A 19,210-nucleotide genomic window follows, 5' to 3' on the forward strand; every position below is an offset into this window, starting at 1 on the left:
TGCTGGTGCTGCGGAGTCACTTGGTGTCGAAGCCGCCGGTCAGGCGCAGGAAGCCGGTGCGTACGGTCGGGCCGTCTTCGTCCAGCCGGGCCGTCTGGTCGATCTGCACGATCGGCTCATGGGCCCACTGCGCTGCAGGGTCGGCTCCGGCGGGTACGTCGGGGACGACCAGTTCGGCCCAGTCCCACGTGCCCTGCGGGGAGGTGGGGTGGGGCATGGCGAGGGCGTTGACGAAACCGGCCGATGCACCGCCGGCGCCGGCGCCGGCGTCAGCGCCCACGTCCTTGGCCGGGACCTTCCGCGTCGTGGTGAGCACCGGGCTGAGCCGCAGCGCCACCTGCATCGCGGCCATGGCCGTCCGCGTGAAGCGCGACGGGAGCTGGAGCTTCGTCACCGGGAGGACGTCCGTGGTGGCGTGGACGGTGGCCTGCGGGTCGAGCAGCAGCGTGAGGTGCGTCTGCTGCGTGGAGTCCGCCCGGAGCCGGGGCCGGTTGGTGTCGGACTCCGCCACATAGGTGGTGCGCGTCTCCGGCTTGGCCACCGCGTAGAACGTCCCGTAGTCGCCCTCGGAGAAGTAGCCGATCAGGCCGTCGCCCTTCTGCCCGGCGTTGCCGAGCCGGACCGGCCACCGGTAGTCGAGGTGGGCCATCTCCGGGGGCGTGGGCTTCCCGTCCGGGCGCGTGCCCCATGCGGCCTGGGTCCTCCAGTCCAGCGCGTACTGCCAGCCCGCATCAGCGACGGGAAGGCCGTCCAGCTCGAAGCCGAGTCGGACGCGGACCAGGGCGAGCGGACGCCCGAGGAGCGCGCCGAGCACCTCGTCGCCGTACGGGTTGCCCGGGTCGATGCCGGCGAGCGCCTGGTCGACGGTGTCCAGCAGGTCCGCGAAGGCGTCCGGGCCCTTCGCGGCCAGCTCGCGGGCGAACGCGTGGAGCTGTGGCCGCGAGTCCCGCAGGTCGTCGATCGTGCGCACCCGGGAGTCCGGCAGGGGACCCCAGCCGAGCGCGGTCGTCACGTTGCCGCCGCCGTCCTCGCGGAGTTCGACGCGCAGTTCGCCGAGCGGCTCGCCGGTCGGTGCGTAGCACAGCAGCGAGCGGTCGACGTAGTTGGGGACGATCCACGCGCCCACCGGTGTGGTGTTCGCGGTCAGGTCGACGAGCTGTGCGTCGTCGTGCTCGGCGACGAAGTCGAAGCGCAGCCGGGCTGCCTGGAGCAGGCGTGGCGGCAGCTGGACGAACCGCCCCGGGTTCGTGGGCTCGACGGTCTTCCCGTTGGTGTGCAGGCTGTCGCCCACCTTCGGGACGAAGTTGTCGGCGTCGCCGGGCAGCAGGACGTCGAGGCTCTGGCCGAACTCGTCGACGATGCTCAGCCTGCGCAGTTCGAACTGCCCGGCCCGGATCTGGGTGAAGCCGGAGTCCTGCCAGCCCTTGAACGGCTCGGGCAGCTTGCCTGGATCGGGCAGGTGGCGGAACGCGTCACCGATGAGCTCACCGATCCTGCCGGGAGGACTGACGCCGGGCGCCGGGTCGCGCAGGGCGAAGGCGTCCGTGAGTCCGTCCAGCCGCTGCGAGAGCAGGTCCAGGTCCTTGATCTGGGCCGCCGCCGCGGTGAGCGCCTCCGCCGTCTCCGCGTCGGGGTGGTCGGCGGCATGGCGCTCGAGCCCGCCGCTCATCGTGTGCTGCGGCAGCGGTACGAGGAAGCGGCGCCCGGTCACCTCGATGGCGTTGGCGGCGGCCGAGCCCTTCGTCCACTGGTAGTGGCTGCCGTCGAACGTCCAGTTCGGGTCGTTCAGGTCGCCGTAGGGCACCTGCCAGTGGTCGACCCGCCACTGGAACAGCAGCGGCTTCCACGGCTGCCGCCAGGGGGCCGGGGCGATGTCGGGCGTGTACTTCCCCGCGTTCTTCGGGTCGATCACGCACGCGAACTCGATCAGCAGGGCCGGCACGACCGACGGCAGCCCACTACCCGTCGTGAGCGGGGCGAAGGGGTTCGCACGCCCGTCGCCGACGATCTGCGACGGCATACGGCAGGGGAGGGGCGAACCGTCGCCCGCCAGCGGCTTGTGCGCGGTGTGGCTCTTCGCCCCGGCCAGGACCACTGTCGGGTCGGTGGCCTGGTAGAACGGCGGAAGCGTCTCCTTGCGCAGCTCGTAGCCGTCGGGCAGCGGGTGGCCGTTGATGCAGTCGGTGATGTCCTTCTGCTTCTTGTTGCGGAGGTCGTCCTGTGCGGCGGCCACCCGGGCGGCGAGGCCGTCCTCGTTCGACGGGTCGATCTCGGCGCGCAGCCGGTCGCGGCTGTACTGCGGCGGGATGAGCGGCAGGCTGTGCATCCACCACAGGGCGTACAAGCGCTGCTGGAGCGCGGTGAGTTCACGCTCGGCCTCGTCGTACGCGTTCTGGTGGCCGTTGAGCTCCGCCAGCCATGCCTCCTGCTCGGGCGTCACACCGGACCACGTGACCGACTTCGGGTCACCGGAGGCGTTGCCCTTGCCGTTGGTGTCGGCGAGCCGCCATACGTAGCCGCCCGGCAGCTGCTGGAACCAGCCCTTGTGCATGGCCTGAGCCGTCACGACGTCGCCGTCGGGCTCGTCGAGGGTGTTCAGGAAACCACCGGCGAGGGCGTGGAGCAGGGCCGGGTCGGTGGTGTGGTCGATGGCGTTGCCGGAACCTTCGGGCAGGGCCGCGCGGGCCTTGGCGACCAGTGCGGCGTGCGCCTCGTCCGCGCTGCTCCCGACGGCGATCCGGTCGCGGACGTCCGCCTTCTGCGGGCGGTCGGAGTCCGGGGCGGTGCCGCTGCGGTCCCACTGCACCTGGACCGCGCGGCCGCAGTAGGCCGTGCTGCCGGGCGTCCACTTCTCCGGCAGGTCGGCGACCGTCCAGCCGAGCCCGGCCAGTACGGAGCCGGCCGTCGCGCCCGTGACGTCGAGGCGACGGCGCAGCTCCTCCTGCGCGGGGTCCGAGTACCAGCCCACGACCTGGTAGTTCACGGTGGCGGTGTCGACACCGGTCAGCGGGTCGTGCAGGGAGAAGACGTTCTCGTGGTACGGCTGGTAGACGTGGAAGGTCATGATGCCGGGGCCGACCGCGGTGAGGAACAGTTCCTTGCGCGAGGCGTCGGTGGGTTCGCTCCACGCGGTGCCGTCTGCGCCGATGGGCTGCTTCTTGCCGATCTGCGTGGTGATGATCGTCGAGCGGTACGGCGTGTTCGCCGGGTCTCCGGCGTTCGGCCTGACGGGGTGGATGAAGCGCGACGTGCCGTCCTCGGGGTCCAGGTAGTCGCTCTCCACCACCCAGCCGGTGGTCAGGTCGTCCCTGCCCTGCACCTGCCGGACGACGAGCCAGCGGTTGGGGACGAGCGGGAACTCCGTACGCCCGCCCGGGGTGCGCGCGCCGCCCTGGCGCAGCGCGTCGGGCAGCTCCCAGCGCACGTGGACGCCGTCGTACTTCTTGTAGGCGTCGTCGCTCTCGCCCTCCTTGGTGGCGTTCCACTGGTCCTCGTCGGTGAACGGGGCCACCTCGGGGCTGAGACTGTGCCGCAGCAGATTGAAGTTGGGCCGCCAGCGGCGGAAGCCCTGGCCGTCGCGCTGGCGCAGGTCTTGGTTGACCACCAGGGCGTCCACGTTCACCGGGACGATGAGGGTGTCGTCGCGGTCAGCCATTGGGGTGGTCTCCTGTCGTGGTGAGGTTCTGCTCTTGGGCAGCGGTGGTGAAGGTGCGGCGCTGCGCGGCGTTGATCATCTGGATGGCGAACTCGGCGGGGGTCAGCGGCCGGTCCTTGATGCCCAGGGCCTTCCCCAGCCCGTCGGCGAGTTTCGCGACGTTCAGCACGGCGTCGGGGTCGGCGGGGGTGCCAGGAGCGCGCAGGTAGTCGCCGAGCCCGGGCGTCGCCGGGAAGGGATACCGCTTCGGGTCCAGTTCCTTCCCGAGGTCGTCCCCCGAGAGGGCCCGCAGCCGGATGATGCCGTCCTTGACCGGATCGGTTTCGTCGTCGTTGTCCGGCTCGTCGATGCCGAAGTGGACGCCCTGCTGCGGCTCGGCGATCTCGACCCGGCCCGGCACACCCTCGACGAGGACGAGGAGGACGTCGTCGGCGAGCGCCTCGCGGCGCAGGATCGGCAGGATCGTTTCACCGTCGGTCGCCCCAGGGTTCGCGTACGGGCGGACCTCCAGCGCGGGCCAGCCGCTGACGAGCTGCGAACGCAGCAGGAGACCCGTGACGGGCGCGGTGAACGGCGGCAGCGGGGCCAGGCCCTTGGGCCCGAAGACCAGCTCGTCCGAGGTGAGGTCGCGGGTGTGGGCGAGTCCCACGCTCAGCGCGCCGTCGAGCAGCGTCGCGGTCCAGCCGGGGTCGACGTAGAAGAAGCGCAGGCTTTCCGAGGGCAGCATCCGCGTGTCGGGCACGAGGTGCGCGAACGGCACGCCCGTGAGGTTCCGCAGGCCGAGCAGCCGGTCCCGGACGAGAGCGAGGTCGTCGTCGTCCGCGTCCACCAGGGGCTTGTCCGCCGAGGTGAGCCGTGCGTGCAGCTCCGCGTCGGCGCGCAGGCGCTCCACGGTGAGGCCGGCGGTGGCGGGCAGCGTGGTCGCAGCCGGCGCGGGGGTGACGGCGGGGCGCCGTGCGAGGGCGGCGACGTCCTGCCGGGCGCGGGCCGGCGCGGTGAGGACCTCACCGAGGTGACCGGCGAGGCCGTTCGCCACCAGGTGCTCGATGCGCGCCCGCGCCCCGGTGGTCGCCTCGCGGCCCTTCTTCTCCGCCGCCTGTTGCACCTTGCCGCGCAGGCGCAGCAGCGCCGCGCCGAACTGGTGGTCGGCCAGGGCGACGCCCCGGCCCGCGGTGAACGCGGTCGCGAGGCTGACGTCGTAGACCCCGTACTGCTCCAGGTGGATCAGCGCCTCGGCTGCGCAGCGACGGCGTTGGCGATCGGACTGCGGCTCGGCCGGCCGGGGGATCAGCGGGCCCCGGTACCAGCCGAAGGTGGAGCGCCCGGACTCGGTGCGGCACGAGACCGGCAGATAGCCCCGGCCGAGCCGGTCGGTGACCTCCTGCTGGTCGGACCCGGACAGCGGCCGGTCGGGCAGCGGTACGCGCAGCAGCAGCGCGGAGCCGTCCTCGCCCTCGCCGTCCACGAAGTGCTCGGTGAGCGCGGCGAATCCGGGTGCGTGGTCGGGGATCGTCTCGAACGCCCACGACCACAGCGAGATCAGCCGCACCGCCTGCTCGGGGCCCTCCGTCTCCTTGGCGCCGCCGGGCAGATACGGCAGCCAGCCCTCCAGGGAGACGAGGTGTGCGACGTAGCGGCCGCCCGTGGCGCGGGGCAGCCGGTTGCCGACCACGACCGCGTAGTCGCCCACCTGGTTCAGGTCGTCGCCCAGCGCGGCACGCTGGTGCTGTTCGTTGACCCGGCGCACGTGGGTCAGGAGGGGCAGTTCGCCCTGGGTGGGGGCGACGGCGCGGAATACGGTCCTGGGCACCAGGAGGGTGCGGCACGCCTTCTGCTTGTCGTCGTCAGTGATCGGGTCCGCGTGCTGGTCGAACGGGGGCAGGAGGACGCCGTCCTCGGTGCCGGTCAGGTCGGCCACCGTCCGCGCATCGGTCTGCCCGAGGCAGTGCGGGTCGGTGCCGGGCAGCTCGCCCTCGCCGAAGACGAGGAGGGCCAGCCACGGCAGGCGCGTGCCATCCTGGGCCGTCGCCTCGTCCCGTTCCCACGGCAGGGTCGCGCGGTCGAGCGTGACGTGCGGCAGCACGTCGTCGTACAGGCCGCTGGCGCCCGGCGTCGGGTACGCGCCGTGGATCCACTCCGGCTGCACGGTGAAGCGCGGCGCGCGGACCTCCACCTCCTGGGTCACCGGGGTGTCCAGGTAGTTGTCCGTGTCGACCCGGTTGCCGCCCTTGGTGAGGGACTGGTGCGCGGTGAGGGTGTAGCGCCCGGCGGTGAGCTTGGGCACCAGCGAGTCGACGAACTGCACGTTCAGCGACGGGTCGGGATCCAGGGCGTATTCGGAGGGGCTCATGCCGCACCGCCTTCGGTGATTCGGGTGACGCTGGGAACCGCCGGGGTGTCGGTGACCGTCGGCGGTACGGTGACGGCGAGCGCCACCGGGTCGTCCTTGAGGGGGACGGTGACGGGGAGCAGGACCGGCGGGTCCGACACGACGTCCACGACGTGGAGCGGCAGGGCCTCCCGGTCCTCCGGGCCCTTCGCCCGGGCGACGTACAGCCGGTCACCGGCGGCGGACACCGCGAGCGCGATGGGCCGCGCGCCCACCCACACGGGCTCGGCGGCTTCCCGCGGCAGGTCGCCGGACGTGTCGAAGACCGAGACGGTGCCGGTCACGGCGTTCGCCACGTACAGCCGCTTGCCATCGGCGGAAGCGACGAGCGCGCTCGGGGCGGTGCCCGTGCGCAAGGTGGCGGCGACCGCCTTGGCGGTGACGTCGATGACGGTCACCGTGGACCTGCCCGGGTTGAGTGCGTACACCCAGCGGCCCTTGGGGTCCGCGGCGAGGCGCGTGGGGGAGGGGCCTGCCGGCAGGTACGCCTTCGCGGTGGGGTTGACCAGACTGCTGACGTCCACCTTCACGACGCAGTCTTCCTCCGGCAGCGCAATGTAGACCGACTTGTCCCAGGGCAGGGCGGTGACCACGTCGGCGGGCTCGGCCGTCCTCCAGTCCGCTGTCAGAATGCCGTAGGTATGGCCCGAGGTCGGTGTGCCGCCCTGGAAGTCGAGGATCAGCATCTGATCCGGCTGCGCGTAGGTGACGTACGCCCACGCGTGGTCCGGCGAGAAGGCCATGCCCTTGGCATGCGTCGGAACCGAGAGCGAGCCGGGCTTCAGGTCGACTGCCTTCCCGGGTGGGTTGGCGGAGATGTCGAAGGCGTCGAAGTGCTCTCGTCCAGGGGAGGCGGTGGACAGGCGGCTGCCGTCCGGGCTGACGGCGAGGTGGGCCGGGCCCGGGTTCGCCAGCGTGATCGGCTCGTACACCGTCAGGCCCTGCGCGTCGACGGGCGTCACGGTCGCCCCCGCACCCAGCACGTACAGCCGCTCGCTCGCGGTCGGCGGGCCGGGTACCGGGGGCGCGGGCTGCGCCGTGACGTCGCCGGCCACGAGGCCGTCGGTGGCCGTGAGCCGTTCGTTGGCGCCGGGGCCGGGGCTCACGCCCAGGTAGTCCATCGCGGCGAAGAGCCGGTCGCGGGACTGGTCGACCAGTGCGCCGGTCCGGCCGCCGGTGACGGCACCCACGCGCGCGTGGGCCGCCGGAGCCGGCGCGCTTTCGGCGACGAGCTCCACGGCAACCGGCTGCGCGGGCTTGAGCTGGGCAGGCCCGAGCTGCGCGACGCCGGACTGCGCGACGCCGGACTCTGAGGGGGCGGATTCCGCGATGGCGGCCTTTGCGGTGGTCGGCTTCACCAGCGGCAGCTTGCCGTTGGGCGTGCGGTCGTCGTGCGCGATCGTCCCTGCCTTGATCGGCCCCGGAGTGCTGCCCTGCGTGGGCGGGGGCAGCCGCAGGTCGATGCCCGTCAGCTGGTCGTCGACGCGCTGCTTGCTGCCGATGTTCAGTTTGCCGTCGTACGGGCCCCACAGCGCGGCAGGCAGGCTCGCCGTGTTTCTCGTGCCGGTCCACTGGCTCAGGTCCTGGGCGCCTGCGTTCCTGCCGACGAGGGCGACGGTGAGCGTCGAGTCCAGCTTCTCGCCGCCGCCGTGCAGCGGGCGGATGTTGACGTCCGTGCCCTCGACCTTGTGCTGCTTGTCCTCGCCGAGGTACAGCGTGCCGACCGGGACGGCCGTGCGGACCGCGAAGGAGAAAACACCGGTGCCGACGGTCCACAGCCCCACCTCGTCCTTGGACTCCTGCGGTATCAGGCCGTCCATGGGCACGAGCCGGACGGCATCCCCGGGCGCGGGGAGCTGCTTGACGACGTCCGGCCACAGCGCGGCCTTGTCGTCGCCCGCGCTGCCGTCACCGAAGCCGATCGTGAAGGAGATGAACCAGAGGTGGACGGTGACCTCACCGCCCGTCGGCGGTCCCCAGAGGTGCAGGGACGCGCCGACCTCGACGCTGATCGTCTCGCGCACCAGCCACAGGTCGAGCACGTAGCTGACGCCGATGCTCACGTCGATCCCGGCATCGAAGTGGAACGGGGCCCACTCGATGAGGATGTGGGCGTGGGCCGTCAGCCAGGCGTGCAGGTCGCCGGAGCGGAAGTTCACGTCCAGCGCGCCACCGGCCATGATCGCGCCGGGGGTGAGCGCGAAGTACGAGCCGCCGCTGATGGTCAGCTCCGAGGTGACCGGCCAGTTGAAGCCCAGCCGCGGCACCTGCGGGTAGTAGGCGGGCACGGGGTAGTGGGGGTAGTAGCCGCCCAGCGTGAGGACGAAGTCGCCGGAGTTCGGGCCGTCGAACCAGGTGTACAGCGCGAATCCGCCGGTGAGCACGCACGCCTCGTCGAGGAGGAACGAGCCGGGTGCGAGCTGGGCGGTCAGCTTCAGCACGCCTTCACTGGCGCGGTACTTGGCGGACAGCCCCAGTCGCACCCGGGCGTACGCGGGCAGGGACTGGTCCTTGGGGAAGCGCGCCTCCGCCGTGCCGAGCACGGCGACGGCGAAGTCGTCACCGACCTCCAGCACCAGCAGCGCCTGGCCGTCGAGGAATTCGAAGACCTTGAACTCGAGTCCGGCTGCGAACCACAACTGCCCGGATGCGGATCGTACCCAGGGGACCTGGCCGTCCTGACCGTCCATCAGGTTGCTCAGGACCTTCAGTGGGTCGGTCTCCGGGGACGACATGTCCGCGAGGAACGGGAAGTTCAGTACCTCGTCGCCCTCGGGCAGCCGCAGGTCGGTGTTGAGCCCGAAGCCGGCCATGATGCCGGTGATCTGCACGGGCGGCGGGCCGCCGAACTCGCCGTTCACCTTGCCGAACAGGAAGAAGGACGGCTGATCGGGGTGCGCCGTGGGCCGTGCGTACGCGCCCAGCGCCGTGAGGCCGAACTCCTCCGCCGAAACGGCCAGCGCACCCTCGACCAACGGGTTGTACTTGTCACTGGTCCGGTTGACCAGGGCTCCCTTGATCGCCAGCGGCGGGCGGGAGTAGCCGACGCTCAGCCCGTCCAGCCGGAACTCCGACTGCACGGGCTTGGACAGGCGGATCCCCATCCCCAGACCGTCGACACCGACGCTGAGGCCGGCCATGCCGAGCGTGGCGTCGAAGAGCACCCACACGGTGTCGCCGGCGAGGCCCACGCCGACGCGGCTCAGGTTCAGCGGGCCGACGTTGCGCTGGACCTTGACCCAGGCGACGAGGGGGAGCCCGGCGGGGGCGGCCGCTGCGTTCTGCGTGTCCTCGGTGTTCTCGGTGACGGGGGTGCCGTCCTGCGTGATCACCTGCGGCCGTGCGGGAGCCTGGGCGGGGGCCGTGGCCGTGCCGAGGGCCGGGGCCGGACCCGGGGCCTTGGGCTTCTTGCTGTTGCCACGGACGACGACCGATGTCGTCTCCGAGTGGCCGGGCAACTGGAGGTCGACCGTGAAGGCCAGACCCTTGCCCAGGCCGTCGGTGGGCAGCAGCGGCAGCGTGCCGTCGCTCGCCGCGAGCGCCTTGTTGAGCTCGCGGACGCGGGCGGTGTCCAGTGGGTCGGAGGTGAGCAGGACGCCCAGCCCGCACACGCCGAGGTCCTGGCCTTCGGGTATCTGCCCGTGGAGCAAGGGCACGCCCGAGAGCCTGGCGTCCAGCCCGACGCCGACGCGCAGGGCCCACGCGCGGGTGCCGCCGGTGGGCCGGTCCGACACGACGACGAGCGAGCCGCCGTCCTTCTCCTTCGCGGCGAACACGATGGACCTGCGGGCGGACGCATATCCGACCGTGAGGCCGGTGACGGCCAGACCGGCCAGGAACGCCGGCGGTTCCGCCACGCCCAGCAGGGCCGCGACGTCGGTGAAGGTCACGCCCTTGGAGTCCTCGCAGCTCGCGCTGAACTCGGCGTGCTGGGCGTCCTTGACGGCGAACGTGAGCGTGCGGACGTCGTTGTCCGGAGCGGGAGCGGGAGCGGGAGCGGGAGCGGGAGCGGGAGCGGGAACGGCCAGGACCAGGGTCCCCTCGTATTCCTGGTCGTACGTCTGGCTGTCGCCGGACTTGGACAGGGTCGCCTTGACGTCGAGGTCGGCCGTGGCGTCGCCCAGCGGGAACCCGGCGTCCACCTCGATCCGGAATCCCTTGAAGTCCTGGCCCCGGTCGTAGGCCAGCATGAGGCGATGCAGGGCGATGCCCTTCAGGACGGGCGGCGGGGTGACGCCGAACAGTCCGAAGAGCGCCTCGGCGACGTGCCATTCCCTTCCGGCCTCGGGCTCCACGACGAATGCGTAGCTGGTCCGGTCCGCTGCGAAGTCGAGGGCGCAGGTGATGAGGAGCGGATCCCCGCCGCCGGCGGCGAGCGCAGCCTGTGCGTAGAGCTCGCGGACCGCAGCACCGTCCACGATGCGGATTTCGTAGACGAGCAGGACGTCCTGCAGACCCAGGGTGCCGAGGACGGACATCACGGCGTGCTTCTTCAGCGAGAGCCCGATCTGGACACCGGTGACGGGGGCGTCGTCGGGGTTCGCCTCGTCATCACTGAAGAACCAGAGGGAGAGGTTCGGGGTTTCCTTGGTGATGATTCCGGTGACGCAGAGATTGTTCGGGTCCGGGACCATCTCGGTGAGGGTGGTCCCCATGGTGAACCACTTCGAAAGGGCGTCGAGGTTCACCGCGCCCTTGAGGTCCCCTAACTCGTCCGGGAGCCCGTCGGGCAGCGCCAGTTCCGGGGTGGGAGGCGAAAGGCTTTTAAGCCATTCCTTGAGTTCGCCGACGGTCATCGCCACAACGCATTCCTCCCTGACCGATTGGCCGCGCCGGGCACGGGCCGCCGTGAGTATGTGGATGTGAAATTCGGGCGCACACTATCAACGGCCGAATCCGGAGCGGCGATGATCAAGCCAGGTGGTGCGCGGGAGGACGCGGAGCTTTCGTCGGATTCCACGGTGAAATCCAACTGTTGACCGTTTTGTCGATATGTGTGACGAGCTGTCACCAATGCCTGCCGGAAAGCTGCTGCGACCTGCGGTGGATCGCGACCGGGTGGGCCGAAAGCGGACCCGGGGATGACCTTCGCGGGGTGGTGGCGTCGCGACCGAGCGTTACGTGATCACGTCCAAAAGTAGTCGCTGCGCTTCGGTGCGCGCCCGGTGGCCGGGCCGCCACGTGCTATTTTCCCCGCGCCACGGAAAACTGACGGAGGGTGGACATGGCAAAAACAAAGCCCCGGATCCCGAATCGGGAAGCGAATCTCCGGCACGGCGGATACGCGTCCGACACGTGCCCCCGCTGCGGTCATGTGAGAAGCGGGAGCAAACCGCGACACAGCGTTCCGGAACTTGTCGACAGCAAGCAACTGAGGGACGCCGTCGGCGAGATATACCACGCGATGCAGGCGGACAAGAAGCTGGCCCCGGATGCTGCCGTCATGCTCGGAGTGCTGGAAGCGCGAATAGGCGGAACCGAGTACTACCTTGCGGCTTGCAGCAGCGGGCTCATCGATGTCGGCCCATACCTCAAGGAGATCACCTACCACAAGGGTGCCTGGCGAGTCGCAAACCCGGATGTCCCCAGCGTCGAGCACAATCCGCTGAAGTGGAGGGGGGAATGGAAGACCGTCAAGGGGAAGCAGGTGGACATCCCCTTGACGGCGAACGGCGTGGAAATACCGCGTATCGGCCAGACCTGCGCGGCCGTCAAACTGCTGCTCGAACTGGGAAACCGCGTTGCGCAATCCGGAAAGCAGGGCGAGGGCGAGGTGGACTACGTCCGCATGAGCGAGCAGTACTACGTGGGCCCCGAGAACACGACTGCCTCACGTGAGTGGCACGGGAAGGGCGCGACCTGCTCATGGACGGCGCACTCGTGCGGCCCGTGCAACATCCGCATCCCCTACCTGATCTGTGACGTCACTTCCAACTGGATCGAGAACGCCTGAGCGCTTCGCTGCGAACGCGGTCCGGGCGGGCCCTGTCCCTGCGGGCCCCTCCGGTTCAGCGGCACAGGGCCGTGTCCACGAGGCTTTCCACGCGCTTCATGGCTTCCTTGTCGGTCGGCTGCAAGGTCACCGCGACGTTGGCAGCGCGGCCGTCGTCGGTGGCGCCGCCCCGGGTCTCGTATCCCGTGGTGCTGCCGCCGTGGCCCCAGTACACGCCGGGGCGGCACGACAGCGGCGTGCTGACGAGCCCCAGTCCGTAGCGGGCGCCGGAGGCGAACGGTTCTCCGGCGGGGACGGTGGTGCGCATTTGGGCGAGCTGGGCCTCCGGGAGGAGGCGGCCGCCGAGGAGCGCGGTGTAGAACCGGTTGAGATCGGAGTTGGTGGAGATCATCTGCCCTGCCGCCCAGCCCCAGGAGGGGTCCAGTTCCGTGCCGTCGCGCAAAGGCGCCCCTGCTGATTCCTGGTAGTAGCCCTTGGGGTGCGGTTCGCGGATGGTCGCGTCACCGGGGGCCGGGAAGTAGGTGTGGCGCAGCCCGATGCGCTTGATGATGCGCTGGTCGATCTCCTCGGCGAGAGGGCGGCGCGTGACCTTCTGGACGATCAGGCCGGCCAGCACGTAGTTGGTGTTGCTGTACTCCCACTTCTTCCCGGGATCGAAGCGGGCCTTGTGCTGGAGGGCGATGTCGAGGAGGTCGCGAGGCTCGTAATGCCGGACATCGTCGCCGAGGTACTGGACATAGTTGGGAAGCCCGCTGGTGTGCTGCAGGAGCTGGCGGACGGTGATGCGGGATCCGTCGATGTCCTCCCCGCGGACGAGGTCCGGCAGGTAGGTGTCGACCGGTGCGTCGAGGCGGATCTTCCCCTCACCGACCAGTTGCAGTACGACGACGGCGGTGAACGTCTTGGTGTTGCTGCCGATCCGCACCTGTCCGTCCCGGGGCACCTTCGAACCGGTGGCCAGGTCGCCGACCCCTGCGGTGTAGGTACGGGTGCGGCCTTCACGGTCCTGGACGCTCGCCAGCGCGGCGGGCAGGGCGTCGGAGCGCACCAGCGCGTTCAGGCCCTGCTGAACGGTGTCCGGCTTGGCGGTGGCAGACGCCGCGGGCGGCACCAGGGCACCTACCGCCATGGCGCCGACGACCACCGCGACCGCGGCCGGCACGGCTCTACGCCGGCCACCCCGCCGCTGCCCGGACGAACGAAACCTCTGCCACGCCTGCTCACGCACGAGCCAACTCCTACGGAAGACATCGGGAAACCAGCGATCCATGTGCTGGATATGTGCCGGGCCCAACATTTCCGGATGCAACCACCTGGGACGATCCTGCTACCCGCCCAGGCCGAGGTGGGGCTACCCCCCCGGTGCCGACCGACGGGACGGGACCGCGGACGGGGCCGGACGACCGGCTCCGTCCCGCACCGACGCTGCCTGGCACGGCGGGTGCCGCTGGGGTCGACCCTTTCGGCCGCTCAACATGGCGGCCGTCACCCGAACGGCGTACTCGATGTGCGAGGGCGACCAGGCCACCGTAGGGTCGTGGGTCCAGGTGTCCGCTCTGTCGAACATCTGATCCCCTCATGGAGGTCACCATGAACCGTCGAACCTACGCCCTCGCAGCAGCCCCCATAGCCCTGCTGATCGGCCTGGCAGCCCCGGCGGCGGCCGCGGACGGCCCGCAGCCGAACACGCCCAAGGTCCCGCGAGCGGTTTGCGACACGCCGGCCAAGGACGCCGTGCTCACCGCTGAGGAAGGCATCGCGCTCAGGAAGTGCACCAACGCGAAGGTCGCCGTCAAGACCTGGCACTGGATGGGCAACTACGGCTCGCCGTACGACGTGGCCAACGCGGCCAACGGCGCGGGAATCGGCGCCGGCGAGCTCATCACCCAGGAGCACGCCAACGGCCTCCGCCCGACGTTCATGTTCTACTGATCCCCCTTCAGTGGAACACGCTCGCCACGGCGGCCCATCCCGCATGACCGAGCGATGATCGCCGACCGCACGCCATCCTGGCGTGCGGTCTCGGCGTATACAGGGGCTGCGGACACTTTCACCGGAGGCCGGCCGATTCCCCCGTGCGAAGCCGACGCTGCGGCACGACGCACACATGGCCTCATACAACGAAGCCCCTCTCCTGGAGACAGGAGAGGGGCGCAAGATCACTTCTTCCGGCGCTTGCGGGGCGCGGGCACGATCGGTGCCTCGGTTTCGCGGGCGGCGGCGTAGAAGGGGGCCATTACCTCCTCGTACTGCTTGAGGGATTCGGGCCCCAGGTCAACCTCGAGCCACTTGGGCACCTGGATTTCCTTGATTTCCGTCATCGGGGAACCGTCATCGTCCACCTCCCCCGTCAGGTCCTCCATTTCCTCGGTCACCGTTACGGCGAACTTGACCGTGGTCAGATTGTCGGTCACCTCGGGGGCGAGGTCGTCGAAGTCGATCCGCTGGACGAAAATCGGCGTCGTGATCGTCTGACCACCGACCTCGATCGTCTTTACCCCTTCTTCCACGCCGGGCTGACCCTTGTGGGATTCGTCTACCTCAATGAATTTGGTGCCCATGGATGGCGCCACTCCTTTTTGCTGGTGTGTGCGCAAAGTCTAGTGGAGCAGGGGCTGTTGACGCCAATTCAGAGGAGAGAGCCGGTCCCTCCTCGGGCGGGGCGACCCGGCGCTCCCGGGAAACCGCCGGCAATGTGACCCCGAGCTCTTTTCGTATTGGAGAAGCGGACCGGCGGAGAGCGGTCGCTCTTCTCAGGGGCCGTACGGATTCCTACCCTTTGGTGAGAACTGTGCCCCGGGGAAGGGAGACCCCCAGGAAGACCAGAGTCTGGTGAACGGACAAGGGAGGAGGGAACTCGGAGCCCTGGTAGGGCGGTGTCCGTCTCCGGGAACGCCGGCCCGGCCCGGCCCGACTCAGCTCGCGCATCGCGTGTCCGCGACCGCGCTGACGTGGGCCGGTTTGAGGGCGTGTCCGGTGAGTCGAGTGACAGGACCCACCAGACAGACCTCGTCATGGCGCGTGCGCCATGACCGAACGACTCAGCTCAACGGCCGCCGGCGAGCACGGACCCACGTCACCACAGTCATGATTGCGGTGAAGTATGCCGTGCCGGCCACATAAGCCACGTCCTGGACGTACTGCTCGTAGCCGTCTGCGCGCAACTGAAACGCGAAGGATACAAGTGCAGTCCCGAGTACTGCGAGCCCAGCCGACAGGGCGCCAAATGGGACCTGTTTCATTCCATGTCCTCCCAACGGTGAAACGACCTGGTCACCACCCACCCTACGTGTGCGCTGGCCTCTGGATGCCGGGCATCCGGGCGAAGAGCGCCCGCAGTTCTTCCGCAGTGACAGCGTCCCCGCGCCCCCGGGGCTCAGGTGTACGGATGAACTGCCGGTCGCGGGGCGCGACGTCGCCGAGAGGTCCGGCGGCGCGCAGGATCACGTCGAGAGCCCGGTCCGGAGAGGCGGTGTAGAGCCCGCTGGCCCACGCCGCATTGGCCTCGACCACTGCCCAGTACCCGTCGACCATGCCCACATCGACGACGATGGCGGAGGGCAGCGCTGTGCCGGCCTCGGCGAGCACGTCGTCGCCGAAGGCCCTCGCCGCGTCCGACAGCGGTCCCAGCGCCATTCGTCCTCCCTCGGCGTACCGGCTCCCTGTGTGCACTTTCCCGTCGAGGCAGTGGAGCCGGTATTCGGCTGTGAACTTCACCGTGTCGCTGACCAGCACCGGCGTATCCCGATCCACGGCGTCCGGCCCGGGCAGACGTGATCCGTCGGCATAGACCATCGCCTGTATCTCTTTGTCGTTCGGGGACTTGACGAATACCGGCCGCCGGAGGGCGTAGGCCTCGGCGATCGGCATGATCCGTACATCGCGTCGGGTGAGCTCCCATGGGAGCCCGGCCAGCCAGTCGCGTGGTGCTTCGAGCGGCGCGATGCCGTAAGCCGGTGCCACAACATCCGCGAAACGCGGGCCCGCGTGCAGGTGCTCGGCGCCGCGTCGGCCGTCGGGCAGTGTGAGTGACGTGAACTGCGTGGTTCGCAGGCCGCGTCGGTGGGCCGCCTCGCGGACCGACTCGGCGGAGGCGGTCAGTCGAGGGGGGAAGAGCATGGTTCTCATGGCAGAGGATCATGTCTCATCGCTCGTCATGCCTGTTCGGACTCCCCGCCGAGTGACTCCGCGTTCGGGTCACCGTTCGAGATCAGGCCATAAGGAACAGGCCAAGATCCCGGGGGTTTACCCCATGGCCGTACTCCGACCCCGGCGCATAGGCTCTCTCGGCGTCCCCCAGTGGGTTCTCCTGACGACCTCTCAAGAATGGTGATAGTCCATGCGTACGCGCCTTCGTCTGCTCACTGCCGTCGTGACGGCCGGAATTGCCATCAGCGGGATCAGCGCGTGCGGACTGGCCAGGAAGAACTTCGAGGACGACACCACGCTGTCGCAGAAGATCACCTCCGTGCGACTGGAGAGCGGCTCCGGCGGGGTCACCCTGCGCGGCAAGGAAGGCACTGCCGAGGTGCGCCTGCACCGTTACGTGGAATACGGAGGAGACCGCCCGGACGGTGTGACACACCGCGTTGAGAACGGAGTCCTGGTGCTCCGTGGCTGCAGTGACGACTGCTCGGTGGCCTACACGGTCGACCTGCCGGCAGGCATCCCGGTGACCGGTGAGACCTCCAGCGGCGCGATCGATTTGTCCAGGACCGGCGCAGTGAAGGTGAAGACCGGCTCCGGCGCCATCGATCTCAGGGACGTCGACGGGGCGGTCGAGGTGCAAGCCTCCAGCGGCGCGATCACCGGACGGGGGCTCGGAAGCGGGCCCATCGCCGCCGCAACCTCCAGCGGAGCCATCGACCTGGCCGTGTCCTCACCCCAGGACGTCCGGGCGGAAGCCGGCAGCGGCGCCGTCACTCTCACCATGCCTGACGGGAGGTACCGGGTAGCCGCCAAGAGCGACAGCGGAGGCAAGGACATCGCCGTCACCGACGACCCGTCCGGCACGCACCGGATCGACCTGACCACCGGCAGCGGCGCCATCACCGTCAAACGCTCCTGACGAGCAGCCTGACACGGACCGGCGGATGACGGCCGGGCCTACGCGTACGAGTGCAGGTGCCCGGGCGGGAGCTCGACGGCGCCGCCCGGGCAAGCCGCAGAGGTGCTCCAGGGGTGCCTGGATCGAGCGTCAGAAGGCCCGAAACGCCGAGCTGGTCACGCTGACTTCGTGCTGCTGGGTGTGTAGGGCATGAGGAGGCCGACGACTCCCAGCAGTGCGGCGATCCACAAGGCGGCGACATGGCCGCCTCCGGCGGCGAGAGCCCAGCCGGCAAGCAGGGGTCCTGCGGCATTGCCCACGTTGAAGGCCGAGATGTTGGCCGCCGAGGCGAGTGTCCCCGCGCCCTGGGCAGTGACACGAACCCGCTGATCCCGCCGTTCGTCCGGGTCGCGACGGCCGCCTGCCGTGACTGAGGGCGGACCACAGCTGTTGCCGTCCGTCAGCCGTGGGGGATCGGTAGAACGACCGATGTGCTGGAAGGATCTTGGAACCTACGTTGGCCGCATGCAGTCACTGAACACACCCAAGCCGATCGAGAGCGGCGACGCTCCTGAGATCACACGCATCCTGGCCCGCTCCTTCGCGGACGACCCGATGATGCTGTGGCTCTTCCCCGACGAAGAAGGGCGTGAGGGCCGCCTCGCCCAGTGGTTCGACGTCATGCTCACGCACAAGTACGGCCCTCTCGGTCACTGTGAACGCACCGACGCGGCAGCGGCCTTCTGGACCCCGCCCGGCACGGCCGAGCAGCACCCGGACGAGGAGACGCTGGCCCGTATCAACGGGCTGCTGGGCGAGCACGTGGCCCGGCTGGGAGAAATGCTGGAACTGGTCGGCGAGGCGGCCCCACGGGAACCGCACTGGTACCTGGCGGTGCTCGGCGCCGACCCGGCGGCCCAGGGCAGCGGCCACGGCGCCGCCCTGCTGCGTTCGGGCCTGGCCAAGGCGGACGCGGCCGGACTGCCGGCCCACCTCGAATCGTCGAAGCAGTCCAACATCGGCTTCTACGAGCGGTTCGGGTTCACCGTGCGGGACGAGATCCACGTCCCCGGAGGCGGCCCGACGCTCTGGTCGATGTGGCGGGAGGCCCGCGGGGACGCTGACCGGTAGGCCCGGACCTGGCCGAGGGGCTGCTGGTCCAGTCGACGGGCCGGCCTCGGGGCCGGCCTCGGTGGAGCGCCTCGGCGGGTAGGTCAGTTCCGTGTCGTGCCGTCGGCCTTGCGGCGGGAGAGCAGGCGCCGGCGCACCAGTACCAGGGGGACGGCGCCGGCGAAGGCCACCGCGGTGGGGGCGGCGACGGCCGCCTTGCCGATGCCCTTCTGGTCGAAGGTGGCGGGGACGGGGAGGGTGTCCCAGCGGCCGACGGGCCAGGCGATGACGATGGCGCGGCCCACCACGTCGTCCACGGGGACGAAGCCCCCGTCCTCGTCCTGGTGGTAGCGGGAGTCCTGCGAGTCCTGCCGGTGGTCGCCCATCACCCACAGCCGGTCCTTGGGCACCGTGACCTTGAATTGGACTTCCGGATTCATGCCGCACGGGGTGTTGCCGGGGAAGACGTAGGGCTCGTCCAGCGGCTTGCCGTTGACCTTCAGCGGGCCGGCGCCCTTGCACTCGACGGTGTCACCGGCGACGCCCACGACCCGCTTGATGAGGTCCTTCTCGTCGGCGGACGGAACCAGCCCGATGAAGCCCAGCGCCTTCTGCACCACGTTGGGCTCGGGCGTCGGATGGCCCTCCATCCAGTTTCCCGGGTCGTGGAAGACGACGACCTCGCCGCGCTCGGGCTTCGAGCCGAACCACCGGGTCAGCTTGTCGACCAGGACCCGGTCACCCGGTTGCAGGGTGTTCTGCATGGAGTTCGAGGGGATCGAGAACGCCTGCACCAGGAACGTCTTGATCAGCAGCGCCAGCACCAGCGTGACCACGATGAGCAGCGGAAGTTCCTTCCAGAACGACCGCTGCGCCTTCGCGGACCTTCCGGTTCTCCTCCACCTTCTCGTCTTTCCCGCCGACTCCTCGGGCCCCTCACCCGGGCCGTCCTGTTCCGGCTGAGTGCCGACCGCCACGTCCCCCACGTCCCCCACGTTCCCCACGTCCCCTCCTCGCTCCGGCCACCGCCCGCTCCGTCCGCGGTGCGGGTCCCGG

The 19,210-nt window shown here is 70.0% G+C and carries 12 protein-coding genes; 4 read left to right on the plus strand and 8 right to left on the minus strand.

Annotated elements, in window-relative coordinates; all coding sequences use genetic code 11:
* Positions 1–16: 16 nt before the first annotated feature.
* The 3 genes from AS857_RS00605 to AS857_RS00615 are packed head-to-tail and all read right to left on the minus strand — an operon-like array spanning position 17 to position 10,840.
* Positions 17–3,655 carry a hypothetical protein gene (locus AS857_RS00605; RefSeq protein WP_058041095.1) on the minus strand — a complete coding sequence of 1,213 codons (3,639 nt, stop codon included), beginning with the start codon at positions 3,653–3,655 and terminating at the stop codon, positions 17–19.
* Positions 3,648–6,005 carry a hypothetical protein gene (locus AS857_RS00610; RefSeq protein ID WP_058041096.1) on the minus strand — a complete coding sequence of 786 codons (2,358 nt, stop codon included), beginning with the start codon at positions 6,003–6,005 and terminating at the stop codon, positions 3,648–3,650. The genes AS857_RS00605 and AS857_RS00610 overlap by 8 nt, the downstream gene beginning before the upstream one ends.
* Positions 6,002–10,840: a DUF6603 domain-containing protein gene (locus AS857_RS00615; protein ID WP_058041097.1), complete on the minus strand. Its 4,839-nt coding sequence runs from the start codon at positions 10,838–10,840 to the stop codon at positions 6,002–6,004. The genes AS857_RS00610 and AS857_RS00615 overlap by 4 nt, the downstream gene beginning before the upstream one ends.
* A gap of 428 nt (positions 10,841–11,268) precedes the next feature.
* On the opposite strand from AS857_RS00615, the gene AS857_RS00620 reads away from it, so the two are divergent.
* On the plus strand, positions 11,269–11,997 hold the full coding sequence (locus AS857_RS00620; RefSeq protein ID WP_144440671.1) for a hypothetical protein: 729 nt from the start codon (positions 11,269–11,271) through the stop codon (positions 11,995–11,997).
* Positions 11,998–12,052: 55 nt separating this feature from the next.
* On the opposite strand, the gene AS857_RS00625 is transcribed toward AS857_RS00620, so the two are convergent.
* A complete protein-coding gene (locus tag AS857_RS00625; protein WP_079109954.1) occupies positions 12,053–13,159 on the minus strand; it encodes a serine hydrolase domain-containing protein in 1,107 nt (368 codons plus the stop codon).
* A 428-nt stretch (positions 13,160–13,587) separates the two neighbouring features.
* On the opposite strand from AS857_RS00625, the gene AS857_RS40800 reads away from it, so the two are divergent.
* Complete coding sequence (locus AS857_RS40800; RefSeq protein ID WP_245699517.1) at positions 13,588–13,929, plus strand: hypothetical protein; 342 nt, start codon at positions 13,588–13,590, stop codon at positions 13,927–13,929.
* Positions 13,930–14,156: 227 nt separating this feature from the next.
* On the opposite strand, the gene AS857_RS00635 is transcribed toward AS857_RS40800, so the two are convergent.
* From AS857_RS00635 to AS857_RS00645, 3 genes are all read right to left on the minus strand, one after another.
* Entirely contained in the window at positions 14,157–14,558 is a 402-nt protein-coding gene (locus tag AS857_RS00635) for a hypothetical protein (RefSeq protein WP_058041100.1), read from the minus strand.
* Between the two features lie 480 nt (positions 14,559–15,038).
* Positions 15,039–15,239 carry an SCO3870 family protein gene (locus AS857_RS41785; protein WP_058041101.1) on the minus strand — a complete coding sequence of 67 codons (201 nt, stop codon included), beginning with the start codon at positions 15,237–15,239 and terminating at the stop codon, positions 15,039–15,041.
* 43 nt (positions 15,240–15,282) lie between these two features.
* Positions 15,283–16,125: an ATP-grasp domain-containing protein gene (locus tag AS857_RS00645; RefSeq protein ID WP_079109955.1), complete on the minus strand. Its 843-nt coding sequence runs from the start codon at positions 16,123–16,125 to the stop codon at positions 15,283–15,285.
* Between the two features lie 211 nt (positions 16,126–16,336).
* On the opposite strand from AS857_RS00645, the gene AS857_RS00650 reads away from it, so the two are divergent.
* Positions 16,337–17,065 carry a DUF4097 family beta strand repeat-containing protein gene (locus AS857_RS00650; protein ID WP_058041102.1) on the plus strand — a complete coding sequence of 243 codons (729 nt, stop codon included), beginning with the start codon at positions 16,337–16,339 and terminating at the stop codon, positions 17,063–17,065.
* A gap of 504 nt (positions 17,066–17,569) precedes the next feature.
* Positions 17,570–18,175: a GNAT family N-acetyltransferase gene (locus AS857_RS00655; protein ID WP_058041103.1), complete on the plus strand. Its 606-nt coding sequence runs from the start codon at positions 17,570–17,572 to the stop codon at positions 18,173–18,175.
* A gap of 83 nt (positions 18,176–18,258) precedes the next feature.
* Here the strand turns inward: AS857_RS00655 and lepB are convergent, their stop codons facing one another.
* Complete coding sequence (gene lepB / locus AS857_RS00660; RefSeq protein ID WP_058041309.1) at positions 18,259–19,140, minus strand: signal peptidase I; 882 nt, start codon at positions 19,138–19,140, stop codon at positions 18,259–18,261.
* Positions 19,141–19,210: the final 70 nt, after the last annotated feature.

Origin of the sequence: Streptomyces roseifaciens, assembly GCF_001445655.1 — a bacterium.
In the GTDB taxonomy this organism is placed as follows: Bacteria; Actinomycetota; Actinomycetes; order Streptomycetales; family Streptomycetaceae; genus Streptomyces; species Streptomyces aureoversilis.

What these genes read in the sequence shown, in the direction of transcription:
- AS857_RS00605 (WP_058041095.1), bottom strand. Translation starts at nt 3,655, where the DNA reads ATGGCTGACCGCGACGACACCCTCATCGTCCCGGTGAACGTGGACGCC.
- AS857_RS00610 (WP_058041096.1), bottom strand. Translation starts at nt 6,005, where the DNA reads ATGAGCCCCTCCGAATACGCCCTGGATCCCGACCCGTCGCTGAACGTG.
- AS857_RS00615 (WP_058041097.1), bottom strand. Translation starts at nt 10,840, where the DNA reads ATGACCGTCGGCGAACTCAAGGAATGGCTTAAAAGCCTTTCGCCTCCC.
- AS857_RS00620 (WP_144440671.1), top strand. Translation starts at nt 11,269, where the DNA reads ATGGCAAAAACAAAGCCCCGGATCCCGAATCGGGAAGCGAATCTCCGG.
- AS857_RS40800 (WP_245699517.1), top strand. Translation starts at nt 13,588, where the DNA reads ATGAACCGTCGAACCTACGCCCTCGCAGCAGCCCCCATAGCCCTGCTG.
- AS857_RS00635 (WP_058041100.1), bottom strand. Translation starts at nt 14,558, where the DNA reads ATGGGCACCAAATTCATTGAGGTAGACGAATCCCACAAGGGTCAGCCC.
- AS857_RS41785 (WP_058041101.1), bottom strand. Translation starts at nt 15,239, where the DNA reads ATGAAACAGGTCCCATTTGGCGCCCTGTCGGCTGGGCTCGCAGTACTC.
- AS857_RS00645 (WP_079109955.1), bottom strand. Translation starts at nt 16,125, where the DNA reads ATGAGAACCATGCTCTTCCCCCCTCGACTGACCGCCTCCGCCGAGTCG.
- AS857_RS00650 (WP_058041102.1), top strand. Translation starts at nt 16,337, where the DNA reads ATGCGTACGCGCCTTCGTCTGCTCACTGCCGTCGTGACGGCCGGAATT.
- AS857_RS00655 (WP_058041103.1), top strand. Translation starts at nt 17,570, where the DNA reads ATGCAGTCACTGAACACACCCAAGCCGATCGAGAGCGGCGACGCTCCT.